Origin of the sequence: Bradyrhizobium manausense (assembly GCF_001440035.1) — a bacterium.
Classification (GTDB): domain Bacteria; phylum Pseudomonadota; class Alphaproteobacteria; order Rhizobiales; family Xanthobacteraceae; genus Bradyrhizobium; species Bradyrhizobium manausense.
In genome coordinates this window covers 199,941-214,998 of record NZ_LJYG01000110.1, presented here as the reverse complement: position 1 = coordinate 214,998, position 15,058 = coordinate 199,941, and the positions used below count along the sequence as shown (strand labels likewise).

The following is a 15,058-nucleotide window of genomic DNA, read 5'->3' as shown; positions in this document are numbered from 1 at the left end:
AACCTTTATTTATCACGTGACTGTCATTGCTAGTGCCTGGAACGTGTTTTGCAGAATCCCGGTTGGGAAGCTGCAATGAGGCAGCGGAGGAAACGACATGAAGATTTATCTGCTGTTGATGCTGATGGGCGCGCTCTTTACGGCGATTCGCTTTACGTCCCAGCCGGAACAGCAGTCGGAATCGCTTCCCCAGTAAGCCGTCACGGCTCCACCAGCGGCAGGACCGCTCTCCCTTCCAGAATATTCCGCACCTCTTTTTTAGGCACCCGTGACTCATCATTGAGCATGAGGCCCGGCAGCAATCGCGTCGGCGCTCGGCCGCCCTTGACTGCGCGCACCAGGACGCGGATCGCAGGACGTCCCGCTTCGCCATGAACCGGCAGGATCGACAGGCTGCCGAAACCGCGTGACAGCGCTGCCAAGGCATCTGCGATTCCGTCAGCGCGCCAGATCAGGGTGAGCACACCGTTCGATCGAAGCATACGCCGCGCCGCATGCACCCAGGCATGCAGCGTCTCGTCGGTCGCGACATGCGCCGTGTAACGCGCCTGGTCCGGCGAGCCGCGGTGCCGCGCGGGATCGTTGAAGGGCGGGTTCATCAACACGCAATCGGCGCTGTCAGGCGTGAGCCCATGTGCTGCAAATGCCTGCGCATCCGCAGTGACGTCGAGCACGACCACCTCAGCGGCAATCGCATTCGCGGCCGCATTGGCGCGCGCGAGCGCGGCGAGTTCCGGATCGATCTCGACGAGGCAAAGATTGATGCCGCCAATGCGCCGGGCCAGCGCGAGGCCAGCCGTACCGATGCCGGCACCGAGATCGACCACACTGTCGCCTTCACGGGCCTCCGTCGCAGCCGCAAGCAGAATGGCGTCATGCCCTGCCCGGTGGCCGGTCCGCTTCTGCTTGAGCAGCAGCTGGCCGCCGAGAAAGGCATCCTCGGTAAGATCTGTGACGACGTCAATCATCGCCGCGCAGTTCGTGGCTGAGGCCGGCGTCGGTCAGCAATTGCCGGGCTTCGCTGGCATCGTCCTCATGGACCAGGATCCGCCTGGGCAGGACGCCAAGCGAGCCCTCTATGATGCTCATGTTCTGGTCCAGCACCAGATGATGGATGTTGGCGCCGTCGAGCAGCGCGCCGATCGCCGACACCAGCACGATATCGTTGGTCCGAACCAGTTCACGCAAGACGAGCCTCCTGGGCTGAAAGGGGTCAAAGCGGCAAATGTCAATGGTTCCACAGCCCTTGCCGCATCCCCGTCCAGTTTCTATTGTCCTTCCATCAGAATAGCCCTTCCGGGGCAAATATTGGAGACCGGCGTGGCCGTCATCGTACCTTTCGAAACCCCCGGCGCGTCGATCGAAGAGCTGGTTGCCCTTGTTGCCCCTGACATGGAGCGCGTCAACGCCACCATCCTGTCGCGGACCGGATCCGACGTGACCATGATCCCGGAAGTCGCCAACCACCTGATCTCCTCCGGCGGCAAGCGGCTGCGGCCGATGCTGACGCTGGCCATGGCCAACCTCGCCGGCTACACCGGCGACGGCCACATCAAGCTCGCTGCCTCCGTCGAGTTCATGCACACCGCCACACTGCTCCACGACGACGTGGTCGACGAGAGCGAGATGCGCCGCGGCAAGCTGTCGGCGCGCATGCTCTGGGGCAATGAGGCAAGCGTCCTGGTCGGCGACTTTCTGCTCGGCCAGGCCTTCCGGATGATGGTCGAGGTCGGTTCGCTGCGCGCCCTCGACATCCTGTCTGCTGCCGCGGCCACCATCGCCGAGGGCGAGGTGATGCAGCTTGCGGCCGCCAAGAACACCGCGACCACCGAGGACGAATATCTCGCCGTGATCCGCGGCAAGACCGCCGAGCTGTTCGCCGCGGCCTGCGAGGTCGGCCCCGTGATCGCCAACCGCCCGAAGGCGGAGCAGACCGCCTGCCGCTCGGTCGGCATGAATCTCGGCATCGCCTTCCAGCTCGTCGACGACGTGCTCGACTATGGCGGCAAGAGCGCCAAGCTCGGCAAGAACACCGGCGACGATTTCCGCGAGGGCAAGATCACGCTGCCGGTGGTGCTCGCCTTCCGCCGCGGCAACGACACCGAGCGCGCTTTCTGGATCAAGGCGCTCGAGCGCGGCGAGATCGGTGATTCCGACCTCGATCACGCCATCGGCCTGATGAACAAGCACCGCGCGCTCGAGGACACGCTGAGCCGCGCCCAGCACTACGGCGCCATGGCGGTGGACGCACTCGCGCTGTTCCCGTCGTCGCCGATGAAGAGCGCGCTGGAGCAGGTGGTGGCGTTCTGTTTGGCACGATCGCATTAGGCACGACTCGCGTTCCGCCTCCGCTATCAATTCCGTCACCCTGAGGTGCTCTCCATGGGACGCAACGCGTCCCATGGAGAGCCTCGAAGGATGCACGGCCGAGATGCATCCTGGCCGTTCGCCCTTCGAGGCTCGCTGCGCTCGCACCTCAGGGTGACGGGATAGATTTGTTGGAATCGCTCTCTTCACATCATTGCGAGCGCAGCGAAGCCATCCAGAATCCCTCCACGGAAAGAGCCTGGATTGCTTCGCTGCGCTCGCAATGACCGAGTATGGCGCGCGGCCGTCGCTCAACTTTCGTGTCCCGGACGCGCAGCAACGCCCTTCGCGTTGCCGCGTCCGGGGCACGCAATTGACTAGCAAACGCCCACCACATAACTGGCAGTCTTATCTCACCAACGCAGCCGTTTCGGCAAGTGCACCTAGTAACTTGCATTTCGCAAGTCACTCCCCTACCTTCCCCGCCATGCAGCCCAAATCCCCTTCCCTCCAGAAATGCCCGATCGGCCGCGCCGTGGAGACGGTCGGCGAATGGTGGAGCATCCTGATCCTGCGCGATGCCTTGCAGGGCTCGACGCGGTTTGACGAGTTCGAGCGCAATCTCTCCATTGCGCCGAACATCCTGTCGCGACGCCTTGCCCATCTCACCAAGACCGGCATGTTCGTCCGTCGTCGCTACCAGGAGCGGCCGCCACGTTACGAATATGTGCTGACCGACAAGGCACGGGATTTCTTTCCCGTGATCGCGACGCTGCTCGCCTGGGGCAACAAGCATCTCGCGCCGAAAGGCGAATCCATCCTGCTGGCGACCCGCGACGATCGTCGGCCGCTCGATCCGGTCGTGGTCGATGCGACCGATCGGCAGCCGATCACGCTCGCCAATGCCGTGGTGATCGCGGGTCCTGCCGCGAGCCGCCTGATGCGGCGGCGGCTTACCTCGCTCAAAGCCATGAATCCGGACCTCGCGCCGGCTGGAGACTGACATGCCTCGTATCGTCGTGACGGGAATGGGGGCGGTGTCGCCGCTCGGCTGTGGTGTCGAGATATCCTGGCGCCGGCTGCTCGCGGGGCAAAGCGGGCTGCGCACGCTGCCGCAATGGTCGCAGGCATTGCCCGCGCGCATTGCCGGGCTCGTGCCCGACAAGGCCGATGACGCCGAAGGCGGCTTCGATCCGGCGACGGCCGCTGCGCCAAAGGACCAGCGCAAGATGGATCGCTTCATCCTGTTCGCGCTACTCGCCGCCGCGGAAGCGGTCGCGCAGGCCAAATGGGCACCGCAGGATGTGGCGTCGCTGCAGCGGACCGCAACGATCATCGGCTCTGGAGTCGGCGGTTTTCCCGCGATGGCGGAAGCGGTGCGCATCACCGAACAACGCGGCCCGCGCCGGCTGTCGCCGTTCACGATCCCCTCCTTCCTTGCCAACCTTGCCGCCGGCCACGTTTCGATCAAATACGGCTACAAGGGCGCGCTGGGCACGCCCGTCACGGCGTGTGCCGCCGGCGTGCAGGCGATCGGCGACGCCGCGCGCATGATCCGCGCGGGCGATGCCGATGTCGCGATCTGCGGCGGCGCCGAAGCCTGCATCGATATCGTCAGCCTCGGCGGCTTTGCGGCAGCTCGCGCGCTGTCGAGCGCCTTCAACGACCAGCCCACACGCGCCTCGCGTCCGTTCGATCGTGACCGCGACGGTTTTGTCATGGGTGAAGGCGCCGGCATCCTGGTGATCGAGGAGCTGGACCATGCCCTGGCGCGCGGCGCGACGCCGATCGCCGAGCTTGTTGGATATGGCACCACCGCCGATGCCTATCACATGACGTCGGGTCCGCCGGATGGCGACGGCGCCCGCCGCGCCATGGAGATCGCGCTCCGGCAGGCGAACCTTGCGCCCGGCGATCTGCAGCATCTCAACGCGCATGCGACCTCGACGCCCGCCGGCGACGACAGCGAACTCGGTGCCATCGGCGCGCTGTTCGGCCGCAACAAATCCATCGCGGTCAGCGCGACCAAATCGGCCACCGGCCATCTGCTCGGGGCCGCCGGCGGACTGGAGGCGATCTTCACCGTGCTTGCCCTGCGCGACCAGATCGCACCGCCGACGCTCAATTTCGAAAACCCGGATGCGGGCGCGAAAGGGATCGATATCGTTGCCGGTGCCGCACGTGCGCTACCGATGCAGCACGCGATCACGAACGGCTTTGGCTTTGGTGGAGTCAACGCCAGCGCGATCTTCCGCCACATGGGCTAGCGGGCGCGGGAGCTCGGCGCATCAGCCGATGCCTGGCGACGGAACGATTCCGAAGCGAACGTGAGCGATCGCTTGTCGAATGCCCGGCAGCAGGCTAGGTGAGGACATCTGCCGTCAGTCCAGGGGATCGCGACCCGATGCTCGACCCGCAAAGCCGCTTCTACGAATCTCACGGCCTGCGGCTGCATTATGCCGATTGGGGCAACGCGGGCGCGCCGCCGCTTATTCTGGTTCACGGCGGCCGCGATCATTGCCGGAGCTGGGACGCCATCGCCCGCTCGCTGCATCCGCACTTCCATGTGATCGCGCCGGATTTACGCGGCCACGGCGATTCCGACTGGACCAGAGGCGGCAGCTACGCGCTGACCGAATATGTCTACGATCTCGTCCAGCTCGCCCGCAGCATCGCGGCGCCTCGCGTGACACTGATCGGCCATTCGATGGGCGGCATGGTGAGCCTGATCTTCTCGGGATCGTTCCCCGAACTGGTCGACAAGCTCGTCGTGCTCGGCGGCGTGACGATGCTGCCGGATTCGCCGAAAGCCCCGACGCATGAGCGCATTGGCAAATGGGTCAGCCAGCTCGACAGGCTGCACGACCGCACCCCGCGCCGCTATGCGACGCTCGAGGACGCGGCCGCGCAGATGGTGCTCCACAACAAGCGCCTCTCCCGCGACCTTGCGCTGCATCTCGCAACGCATGCGCGCGACAGAACGAGGACGGCACCTATAGCTGGAAATTCGATCCCTATCAGCGGGCCGGCGCACCGCACCGGCTCTGGCCGGACGATCACATCGCGCTATGGTCGCGCATCGCCTGTCCGACGTTGCTGCTGAACGCCGGCGAAAGCTTCCTGGCAGGCTCGCGGTCGGCGGGCCTGGAGCGCTACTTCCAGCAGGCGCGCGTCGAAACCATCGCGGGGGCCGGGCACTGGCTGCAGCACGACAAGCCGGAAGAGGTGCTGGGTGAGATTCGGAAATTTCTTGGGCTTGGCGAGCTACCGTAGGGTAGGCAAAGTGTAGCGTGCCCACCACCTGTCGCGATTGGCGAGAGATCGTGGGCACGGCGCTTGCGCGCCTTTGCCCACCCTACGAGACCTTCCCTCAGAAAATACTAGCTCAACGTGCCCGCATGCCCCCACCAGCCGGGGTGATCGCTGCGGATCTTCTCTGCGGCGGCATGCGCGTCGGCTGCCGCGCCATAGATCGCAAAGCACGTCGCGCCCGAGCCGGACATGCGAGCCAGCTTGACGCCAGCGGACGCGCGCAAAGCGTCTAGCACGTCGCCGATGACAGGTTCGATGCGGAGCGCAGGGGCCTCGAGATCGTTGGGGACTGTCTCGAGAACCTCAACCCAGTCCGAGATTGATCCGCCCTCGTCCGGCCAGGCCGGAGCTCCGAGGACCGAGGTGGCGCCGACCAGCAATTCGCCGTTGCGCAGTCCCAATTCCTTGAACACGTCCTTGGTCGCAACCGGCACGCGTGGATTGACCATGACGCAGGGCATGCTGGGCAACGCCAGCGGCAGCAGCTGCTCGCCGACGCCGGTCATGTCGCAGGCGCGCGAGAGCAGGCACACCGGCACATCGGCGCCGGTCGCTAGCGCGACCGCCTGCAGGCGGGGATCGTCGAGCGACAGATTGTTGAGACGCGCGAGCAGGCGCAGCGCCGCCGCGGCATCCGCCGACCCGCCGCCGATACCGGCTGCAACCGGCAAGACCTTGTCGAGCGCGAAGGCGCCGAGCTTCAAATTCGGCACGGCATCGGCCAGAAGCTTGGCGGCCTTGAGCACGAGATTGTCTGAGGTCTCGCCGCAGGCCGCTGCGAGCGGCCCTGTGGTGGCGAGCGTGAGCTCGTCGCCCGGCTCCAGAGTCAGCCGGTCGGCACAATCCGCAAACGCAACCACGCTTTCGAGATCATGATAGCCGTCAGCGCGACGGCCGACCACGCGAAGGCTCAAGTTGACCTTCGCGCGCCCTTCTTCAATCAACGCCGGCATCGGCGATACGCCCCCAATCACATCATTCGTTGTGCGCATGATCTCTGCGCAAACGCGTTCCGCGTTTGTCGCGGGAAAACCGCAAGTACACTTTTCCGGATCATGCGCAGCTTAGCCGCCCTTGCCGTCGTCTTTCTTCTTGTCCGCTTGCGCGGCTGAAGAGTTCGAATTGTCCTCGGTCATGCCGTTGGCGATCTTGGCTTCGATCCTCGGCAGATCGTCCGGCTCGGGCTTGAGGTCGCGGGCATGCGCCCACTGGAATTTGGCTTCCAGCGTGCGGCCGACGCGCCAATAGGCGTCGCCGAGATGGTCGTTGATGGTAGGATCCTCGGGCTTGAGGTCGATCGCGCGCTCGAGGTTCTTCACCGCCTCCTCGTAGTTGCCGATGCGGTAATAGGCCCAGCCAAGGGAGTCGACGATGTAGCCGTCGTCGGGACGCTGCTCGACGGCACGCTTGATCATCTTCATGCCTTCGTCGAGGTTCACGCCTTGGTCGATCCAGGAATAGCCGAGATAGTTGAGGACATGCGGCTGGTCAGGCTGCAGCTCGAGCGCCTTCTTCATGTCGGCTTCGGCCTTGCCCCACTGCTTGGAGCGCTCCTCGCAGATGCCGCGATAATAGTACCAGACGCTGTTGGCCTTGTCGTTGCCTGCCGGCAGCACATCGATGCCTTGCGAATAGGTCGCGCCGCAGTCGCCGAACTTCTTGCGGCCACGCTGGAGATTGCCGAGCGCCATGATGGCCTCGAGATCCTTGGGGTCCTCGGCGGTCACGCCCTTGAGGATCTTGATCGCCTCGTCGCTGCGGTCGGCGGAATCCAGGTCAATGGCGAGCTGGATCTGCGCGTTGCGCCTGAGCGGCGAGGACGACGGCACCCGCTCATAGATCTTGATCGCCATCTGCGGCCGCTTCACCGATTCATAGAGATCGGCGAGCGAGAGCAGGGCCAGCGGATGGCTGGGCTGCAGATAGAGCGCGAGCTGGAGATAGACCAGGGCCAGATCCTCGCCGCCGCGGCGGGTCAGGGTGGCGCCGATACCGTAGAGCGCCTCGGCTGCGCCGGCCTGTGCGGAATCGACCAGCGACGGCAGCTTCTTGCCGGCCCTGGTCTCGCGCAGACCTTCCACGATCAGCGGATGACGGGCGAGCTTCTTGTCGAAGGCCTCATAGATCGCGGTCGCCGAGGCCGCGTCCTTGTTGCGCGACAGCCAGCGCGCATAGGCTTCCGTCACGCGCAGCATGGAATCGTCGAGCTTGTAGGCGCGCTCGAAGCGGACGCCCGCCTCCTTTTCCTTGCCAGCGTTCTCGAGGATCATGCCGGTGTGCAGGTCCTTGAACAGCGGATACCATTCCGGGCCCGCCAGCTTGTCGATGGTGGCAACCGCCGCCTTGGCATCGCCGGCACCATAGGCGGCCCAGCCCGAGAGCAGCGTCGCGACGAGATCGGTGATCGGTCCGCGAATCGACTGGTTGATGTTGCTTTGCGCGCTCGGATATTTCTTCAACTTCAGGTCATGCACGCCGACCACGAGGCGCGCGACGCGATTGGTCTTGTCGATGGTGAGGATGCGTTCGGCGAGCTTGACCGCTTCGTCGATGTCGCCGTCGTCGACCGAGGAGATGAAGGCGCGGTCGAGCAGCTCGTTGTTCTTTGGGTCGGTCCGCAGCGCAGAGCGATAGAAGGCGGCGGCCGAGGTCGCATCGCGCTCGACGCTGGCGTGGCGGGCGGCGAGATAGCTGCCGGCGGTGGTGAGCGACTTCAGATCGTTTCGGGTCGGAAACTGTGCCGCCGTGTCGGCCGGATGATCCGGCGTCTGCGCCAGCACCGCGCCGGGGACCGCCACGATCGCGGAGCCGGCAAGAACGATGGCAGCAGCAGTCCAGCGGTTGAAACGATTTGAAAACATCAGGGCTCGCCTTGAGTTGGTAGTGCCTGGGTTTAAAGCAAAGGCCGTCTCGCGCGCGAACGCGGCCGGCGACATGTGACCCGGAACCGTCGGGTCGGGACAATGCCGCTTTTGGCGCCTCACCGCAAGGATTCGGACCGGGCGATCCCCTCCGCACGCCCCAAATCGGCCAAGTGACGGTTCAAGTGACCGTCAAGAGAGCCCCAAGACGACGGTACTATGGCCTTATCGTGGCCGCGGCGGGGAGCCGCAGCCGGGGTCCTCACGGCGAACCTGCGCCGGATCACGCTTTGTGATCCGACGTCCCTCTTACATCGCCTCGTAGTTCGGGCCGCCGCCGCCCTCCGGGGGAACCCAGGTGATGTTGCCGTTGGGGTCCTTCACGTCGCAGGTTTTGCAGTGGACGCAGTTCTGGGCATTGATCTGGAAGCGCGGGCCCGAACCCTCCTCGACCCACTCGTAGACGCCGGCCGGACAATAGCGATTCGAGGGACCGGCGAAGACGTCGTGCTCGGAGGTTTTCTGCAGGTTCATGTCGGCCACCTTCAGATGGACCGGCTGGTCCTCTTCATGGTTGGTGTTGGACAGGAACACCGAGGACAGCTTGTCGAACGAGATCTTGCCGTCCGGCTTCGGATAGTTCTTCGGCGCGTGCTGCCTGGCCGGATCGAGGGTCGCGCGATCGGGCTTGGCATGGGACTGCGTGCCGAACAGCGAGGTGCCGAACAGCGTGTTGCACCACATGTCGAAGCCGCCCAGCGCGACACCGAGCACGGTGCCGAACTTCGACCACAGCGGCTTGACGTTGCGGACCAGGAACAGGTCCTTGCCGACCGACGAGGACCGCCAGGCGTTCTCGTAGTCGACGACCTCGTCATTGGCACGATCCGCCGCGAGCGCCGCCGCGACGTGTTCGGCCGCCAGCATGCCGGTGCCCATCGCATTGTGCACACCCTTGATGCGCGGCACGTTGACGAAGCCGGCCGCGCAGCCGACCAGCGCGCCGCCGGGGAAGGTCAGCCTCGGCACCGACTGATAGCCGCCCTCGGTGATGGCACGCGCGCCATAGGCAAGACGCTTGGCGCCCTCGAACGTGCCGCGGATCGAGGGATGAGTCTTGAAGCGCTGGAATTCGTCGAACGGCGACAGATAGGGATCTTCGTAGTTCAGATGCACGACGAAGCCGACCGCGACGAGATTGTCGTCGTAATGATAGAGAAAGGAGCCGCCGCCGGTCTTCAGGTCGAGCGGCCAGCCGAACGAATGCTGGATCAGGCCCTTCTGATGCTTGGCGGGATCGATCTGCCAGACTTCCTTCAGGCCGATACCGAATTTCGGCGGCTCACTCTTGGCATCAAGCGCGAACTTGTTGATGAGCTGCTTGGTCAGGCTGCCGCGCGCGCCTTCGGCGAACAGCGTGTACTTGCCGAGCAGTTCCATGCCGCGGGTGAAGGAGTCCTTTGGCTTGCCGTCGCGGCCGATGCCCATGTCGCCCGTGGCGATGCCCTTCACCGCGCCCTTGTCGTCGTAGAGCACTTCGGCGGCGGCAAAGCCCGGATAGATCTCGACGCCGAGCGCCTCCGCCTTGCGTGCCAGCCAGCGGCAGACGTTGCCAAGCGAGCCGATATAGCAGTGATGATTGTCCATCAGCGGCGGCATCATGAAGTTCGGCAGCTTGATCGCGCCGCCGGTCGTCATCCAGTAGAAGCGGTCGTCCTTCACCTGCGTCTTCAGCGGACAATCCGAATCCTCGCGCCAGTCAGGGATCAGCTTGTCGAGCCCGGCCGGATCGATCACGGCGCCGGAGAGAATATGCGCGCCGACCTCGGAGCCCTTCTCCACGATGACGATGTTGAGATCGGCGTTGAGCTGCTTCAGCCGGATCGCTGCAGCCAGGCCTGAGGGGCCGGCGCCGACGATGACGACGTCGAATTCCATGGATTCGCGCGGGGGAAGTTCTTCGATGCTCATCTGATCTCAGCCCTTGAGACGGTTCCTTGTCATTTGCGCCCCCTTGTTTCCGATTTTTCCGGGTAGGACAACCACGGAAATGCGTTCCGCTGGGATGCAAGGCGCCTTAAGATGAACTAATAGTCTGACTTTCCCAATGATCCCCGAGCCCGCACCCACCGTCCGTGAACTGCTCGCCTTCTATCTGGAGGCCGGTGTCGATTGCGCGCTCGCAGAGGAACCGGTCGACCGCCTGGCGGAATTAGACGCCCCGCCGCCAGCCCCGCGCGCGGCACCGATCGAAGCGCCGCGGCCCATCGCCGCGCCTGCGGTGATGCGCGGCGACGCCGCACCGGCGCCCGACGTTGCGATCGCCTCGGCGCGCGAGGCGGCACGCACGGCGCCAACGCTCGAGGCCCTGCGCGAGCTGATGCAAAACTTCGAAGGCTGCGCGCTAAAGCACACCGCGACGCGGCTGGTATTCGCCGACGGCAATCCGCAGGCGCGCATCATGTTCGTCGGCGAAGCGCCGGGCCGCGACGAGGACATCGAGGGACTGCCGTTCGTGGGGCGCAGCGGCAAGCTGCTCGATCTGATGATCGGCGCAATAGGACTGAACCGCAGCACGGCCTACATCACCAATGTCATCCCCTGGCGGCCGCCGGGCAACCGCACGCCGACACCGCAGGAGACGCAAGTGTGCCTGCCCTTCATCCAGCGCCATATCGAGCTGGTGAACCCGGATGTGCTGGTGACGCTCGGCAATCCCTCGACGCAGACACTGCTCTCGACCCGTGAGGGGATCATGCGCACGCGCGGGCGCTGGTTCGATTACGACACCGGCCAACGCACCATCCGCGCGCTGCCGACCTTCCACCCGGCCTATCTGTTGCGCTCGCCGTCGTACAAGCGGCTGGCCTGGCAGGATCTGCGGGCGATTGCGAAGGCGTTGGCTGGCGCGTGAGCTCCCGTAGCTCTCGTAGGGTGGGCAAAGCGAAGCGTGCCCACCACCTAAATCGTGACGACGGATCGGCCTGACGTGGGCACGGCGCTTTGCGCCTTTGCCCACCCTACGATTTCTGCGGTTGTCGCTAAGCCCCCTTCGGCCGTACGATCGCCCAGCCGATGCGCAGCAATCCCTGACGGCCATTGACCAGCCATTCAAAGGCACGCGGCACTTCGGGCACGATGCCCGGGAAGCGTGCGAGGATTTCGGGCGGCGGGGTGCCGCCAGTATCGGACGCACGCCAGACCACGACGCCGCCGCTCTCGCTGAATTTCGCCTGTGACATCCACGGTGTGCGCGCAGGATTGGCATCGATGAAGAGATGCGGCCGTCCGGAATGCAGCGTGATCAGGCTCGCAAGCTGCGTCTCGCCGGCGACCGCGCGCAGGCGATGGTTGGTGCGGCGGGCAAAGCTCTCGTCGAAGAAATCCGAGATCGCGTGCGCCGGCATCGAGGTCGCGATCTCGCCGGTGCCGGTCCAGGGCAGAAACAGCACGGCCAGCACGACGCCGGCGGCAGGGGCGATGACGGCCGCCGCCCATACCGTGCGCAACATCCGCGCGCGGCGCATGGCGATGAGATCGCCCGCCATGACGACCATGGCGAGGCCCGACATGACCAGCACGACGCCGGCGCCGCCGACGACAGTCTCGAACCCGAACAGGCCGGAGATCAGGACCGCCCCCAGCGCCGGCGCGAGTGCAAAGAAATAGACGAAGTTGCGAGCGAGCGGCTCGACCGGCGGGCGGTAGATGATCGGCGCCTCCTCGCTCTTGCCGGCGAACAGGGGTGTGTTGAGGAAGCTCAGCACCGGCACCGCGATCGCGCCAAACACCAGCCCACCGAGCAGCCAGGCGGCGTGGATCGCACGGGCGCCGAGGTCGGCCGTTTGCGGCAAGGCCGGCAGCGCCAGCGTTTGGGCGCGCATCAGCCAGACCGCATAGGGCAGCGCCAGCACCGCGACGACGACGAGTGCGAACAGCGGATCGAGCGCGCGCAAGGTCCGGCGGCCGCCGGCGGTCGAGAGCGCGAAGATGACGAGCAGCGCGAGCAGGAAGACCGCAGCCGGCGTGGTCAGCAGCAGAAGGCCCGCCTCGATCGACCAGGCGAACCAGGCATTGCCGCGACGCTGGCCGATGATCTGCCAGGAATGCAGCAGCAGCAGCGCCCAGAGCGGCCGGGCGAGGACCAAGGGGCCGAAGTCGAGCGCGGACGAGGAGAAGGCCAGCACCGTCATGGTCAGCAGCACGGCGAGCACCGCCTGCTGGCTGCCAACCACGGCCCGCGACAGATGATACAGCGCGATGAAGGTCGCGATCTCGCAGAGCTCGGCAAGGACGTAGACGCCGAAGACATGGCCGCCTGCGGCGCGATAGGCGATATCGGCGAGCCAGAGCGACAGCGGCGGGCCGAGATCAGTGCCAACCTGATATTCGCGGCCAAAGGCCAGCAGGGTCGCGAGATTGCCGGGCGGGCTGCGGTAGAACAACAGCGCCACCAGCAGCCACATCGTGGCCTGCAGCAGCACGGCAATCCAGACGATCAACCGCGGCCGGGCGCGAATGAGCTCGATGACCAGGGAGGTAAACCGCATGCAACGCCCGCAAGATGCAGCCAACCCGTCCAGCCGGCCCTATTCGCTCACAGCTGTTTTGATAAAGCGCGCCACGCGACGTGGCAACTTCGGTGTGCGCTAGAGGCCCGCTGAAGCCTCGATTTCAACTGCAGTCTCGACCTCGGTGACGGAGAACAGATCCTGCACCGGCTCGACGGTCCAGGGCATGTGCTTGGCGCGGGCGGCGACGACGGGGGCGAAGAAGCTGCGGTGGTGGATGGTGGGGCCGAGACGGTCGAGCGCGTCGAGATGCTCGGGCACGGCATAGCCCTTGTGCTGCTCGAAGCCGTAGCCGGGGCAATCCTGCGCCAGCGCGCACATCAGCCGGTCACGGGTCACCTTGGCGACGATGGAGGCCGCCGCAATCGAGAGCACGATGCCGTCACCGCCGATCACCGCTTCGCAGTCGCAAGCCGTGTCGAGGCGATCACGGCCGTCGACGAAGACGAGCTTCGGAGGCTCGGGCAACGCGACCACCGCGCGCTTCAGGGCCCACAGCGAGGCGCGCAGAATGTTGTCGCGGTCGATCCGCGCGGGCGAAGCGACGGCGACGGAGACCTGCGCGGTGGCGCAGATCCTGTCGAACAACTTTTCGCGCTCTTCCGCCGTCAGGCGCTTGGAATCGTCGATGCCGCGCGGGATGCGATCAGGATCCAAAATCACCGCAGCCGCCACCACGGGGCCGGCGAGCGGCCCGCGGCCGGCCTCGTCGCAGCCCGCGACCGGCCAGATGCCCCGCTTGATCAGCGCGCGCTCGCGGCGGAAGCTTGCCTTGACGGGCGCAGCCTTCTTCTCAGGAGCCTTTTCTGGCGCATCCTTGACTGGCTTCTTGGCGGACTTGTCCCGAATCATGGCCGGGATCGTGCGCAAGCCGGCTCGCCGGCGCAACCGGGAACTCCGCGCAATTCCCGTTATTCAGCGCCCGCCCCTCGCGCCTCAGAACAGGCTGAGCTGCTCGCCGTTCTGCTTCGGCCTGGTAAAATGATCCGTCGTCAGCTTCGAGCGGCGCTTGTTCAGCCCAAGCCGGTCGCAGGCGAGTTCGAAGCGGCGGCCGATGGTCCAGGCCATCGGGCCTGTGCCCTTCATCCGCTCGCCCCATTTCGAATCGTAGTCGCGGCCGCCGCGCATGTCGCGGATCAGGGTGAAGACGTGGCGATAGCGATCCGGATAATTCGCCATCAGCCATTCGCGGAAGAGATCGCGCACCTCCAGCGGCAGCCGCAGCAAAACGTATGAGGCTTCCTTGACACCGGCATGCGCCGCGGCATCGAGGATGCGCTCGATCTCGGAATCGTTCAGGGCGGGGATCACGGGCGCGACCATCACCGTGGTGGGGATGCCAGCCTCCGAGAGCTGCTTCAGCGCCTCCAGCCGCTTCGGCGGCGTCGAGGCGCGCGGCTCCATGGTCCGGGCGAGCTTCGGGTCGAGCGAGGTTACCGAGATCGCGACCTTGGCGAGGTTGCGCTTGGCCATGCGGGCGAGAATGTCGATGTCGCGCACGACCAGCGCGGATTTGGTGACGATGCCGACGGGATGGCCGGTGCGCTCCAGCACCTCCAGAATGCCGCGCATGATTTTGCGCTCGCGCTCGATCGGCTGGTAGGGATCGGTGTTGGTGCCGATCGCGATCATCCGCGGCTCGTAGCCTGCGGCCGCGAGCTCCTTCTCGAGCAGAACAGGCGCCTCCGGCTTGGCGAACAGCTTTGCCTCGAAGTCGAGCCCCGGCGACAGGCCGAGATAGGCGTGCGTCGGCCGCGCGAAGCAATAGACGCAGCCATGCTCGCAGCCGCGATAGGGATTGATCGAACGGTCGAAGCCGATGTCGGGCGAGTCGTTGCGGGTGATCACCTTGCGCGAGGTGTCGACGCCGACAATGGTCTTGAACGGCGGCAGATCGTCCAGGCTCTGCCAGCCATCGTCGAAGGCGACGCGCGCCTCGGCCTCATAGCGGCCACTGGCGTTGGACTGGGCGCCCCGCCCCCGCCTGCGCTGGCGGTCGATGGCGAC

General features: G+C 65.6%; 12 protein-coding genes and 1 pseudogene. 5 read left to right on the top strand and 8 right to left on the bottom strand.

Features of this window, described 5'->3' with window-relative positions:
• Positions 1-200: 200 nt before the first annotated feature.
• Together AOQ71_RS35385 and AOQ71_RS35380 are read right to left on the bottom strand one after the other, a co-directional pair.
• A complete protein-coding gene (locus tag AOQ71_RS35385; protein ID WP_057757175.1) occupies positions 201-968 on the bottom strand; it encodes a tRNA1(Val) (adenine(37)-N6)-methyltransferase in 768 nt (255 codons plus the stop codon).
• Positions 961-1,188 carry a putative signal transducing protein gene (locus AOQ71_RS35380; RefSeq protein WP_057757173.1) on the bottom strand — a complete coding sequence of 76 codons (228 nt, stop codon included), beginning with the start codon at positions 1,186-1,188 and terminating at the stop codon, positions 961-963. The genes AOQ71_RS35385 and AOQ71_RS35380 overlap by 8 nt, the downstream gene beginning before the upstream one ends.
• 132 nt (positions 1,189-1,320) lie before the next feature.
• Here AOQ71_RS35380 and AOQ71_RS35375 point away from each other — a divergent pair, with 132 nt between their 5' ends.
• The 4 genes and pseudogenes from AOQ71_RS35375 (at position 1,321) to AOQ71_RS35360 (ending at position 5,580) form a co-directional block, all read left to right on the top strand.
• A complete protein-coding gene (locus tag AOQ71_RS35375) occupies positions 1,321-2,328 on the top strand; it encodes a polyprenyl synthetase family protein (protein WP_057757269.1) in 1,008 nt (335 codons plus the stop codon).
• 466 nt (positions 2,329-2,794) lie between these two features.
• Entirely contained in the window at positions 2,795-3,310 is a 516-nt protein-coding gene (locus tag AOQ71_RS35370; RefSeq protein WP_057757171.1) for a winged helix-turn-helix transcriptional regulator, read from the top strand.
• Between the two features lies 1 nt (position 3,311).
• Positions 3,312-4,574 carry a beta-ketoacyl-ACP synthase II gene (fabF, locus tag AOQ71_RS35365; protein ID WP_057757169.1) on the top strand — a complete coding sequence of 421 codons (1,263 nt, stop codon included), beginning with the start codon at positions 3,312-3,314 and terminating at the stop codon, positions 4,572-4,574.
• 137 nt (positions 4,575-4,711) lie between these two features.
• Positions 4,712-5,580, top strand: a pseudogene (locus AOQ71_RS35360) (alpha/beta fold hydrolase).
• Positions 5,581-5,687: 107 nt separating this feature from the next.
• On the opposite strand, the gene AOQ71_RS35355 reads toward AOQ71_RS35360, so the two are convergent.
• The 3 genes from AOQ71_RS35355 to AOQ71_RS35345 form a co-directional block, all read right to left on the bottom strand.
• A complete protein-coding gene (locus AOQ71_RS35355) occupies positions 5,688-6,572 on the bottom strand; it encodes a 4-(cytidine 5'-diphospho)-2-C-methyl-D-erythritol kinase (protein ID WP_057757167.1) in 885 nt (294 codons plus the stop codon).
• A gap of 111 nt (positions 6,573-6,683) precedes the next feature.
• Complete coding sequence (locus AOQ71_RS35350) at positions 6,684-8,480, bottom strand: tetratricopeptide repeat protein (protein ID WP_057757165.1); 1,797 nt, start codon at positions 8,478-8,480, stop codon at positions 6,684-6,686.
• Between the two features lie 309 nt (positions 8,481-8,789).
• Positions 8,790-10,451, bottom strand: a complete 1,662-nt coding sequence (locus AOQ71_RS35345) for an electron transfer flavoprotein-ubiquinone oxidoreductase (RefSeq protein WP_057757162.1) — start codon at positions 10,449-10,451, stop codon at positions 8,790-8,792.
• A gap of 136 nt (positions 10,452-10,587) precedes the next feature.
• Between AOQ71_RS35345 and AOQ71_RS35340 the strand changes: the two genes are divergently transcribed.
• Entirely contained in the window at positions 10,588-11,394 is an 807-nt protein-coding gene (locus AOQ71_RS35340) for a uracil-DNA glycosylase (protein ID WP_057757160.1), read from the top strand.
• Between the two features lie 127 nt (positions 11,395-11,521).
• Here the strand turns inward: AOQ71_RS35340 and AOQ71_RS35335 are convergent, their stop codons facing one another.
• The 3 genes from AOQ71_RS35335 to AOQ71_RS35325 all read right to left on the bottom strand — a co-directional run.
• Positions 11,522-13,030: a glycosyltransferase family 39 protein gene (locus tag AOQ71_RS35335; protein WP_057757159.1), complete on the bottom strand. Its 1,509-nt coding sequence runs from the start codon at positions 13,028-13,030 to the stop codon at positions 11,522-11,524.
• Between the two features lie 99 nt (positions 13,031-13,129).
• On the bottom strand, positions 13,130-13,903 hold the full coding sequence (gene rnhB / locus AOQ71_RS35330; protein WP_057757267.1) for a ribonuclease HII: 774 nt from the start codon (positions 13,901-13,903) through the stop codon (positions 13,130-13,132).
• An 84-nt stretch (positions 13,904-13,987) separates the two neighbouring features.
• A partial coding sequence (locus AOQ71_RS35325) for a PA0069 family radical SAM protein (RefSeq protein WP_063958334.1) occupies positions 13,988-15,058 on the bottom strand: 1,071 nt, incomplete at its 5' end.

Coding starts and splice junctions, on each gene's coding strand:
- AOQ71_RS35385 (WP_057757175.1), bottom strand. CDS start 968: ATGATTGACGTCGTCACAGATCTTACCGAGGATGCCTTTCTCGGCGGC.
- AOQ71_RS35370 (WP_057757171.1), top strand. CDS start 2,795: ATGCAGCCCAAATCCCCTTCCCTCCAGAAATGCCCGATCGGCCGCGCC.
- fabF (WP_057757169.1), top strand. CDS start 3,312: ATGCCTCGTATCGTCGTGACGGGAATGGGGGCGGTGTCGCCGCTCGGC.
- AOQ71_RS35355 (WP_057757167.1), bottom strand. CDS start 6,572: ATGCCGGCGTTGATTGAAGAAGGGCGCGCGAAGGTCAACTTGAGCCTT.
- AOQ71_RS35350 (WP_057757165.1), bottom strand. CDS start 8,480: ATGTTTTCAAATCGTTTCAACCGCTGGACTGCTGCTGCCATCGTTCTT.
- AOQ71_RS35345 (WP_057757162.1), bottom strand. CDS start 10,451: ATGAGCATCGAAGAACTTCCCCCGCGCGAATCCATGGAATTCGACGTC.
- AOQ71_RS35340 (WP_057757160.1), top strand. CDS start 10,588: ATGATCCCCGAGCCCGCACCCACCGTCCGTGAACTGCTCGCCTTCTAT.
- AOQ71_RS35335 (WP_057757159.1), bottom strand. CDS start 13,030: ATGCGGTTTACCTCCCTGGTCATCGAGCTCATTCGCGCCCGGCCGCGG.
- rnhB (WP_057757267.1), bottom strand. CDS start 13,903: ATGATTCGGGACAAGTCCGCCAAGAAGCCAGTCAAGGATGCGCCAGAA.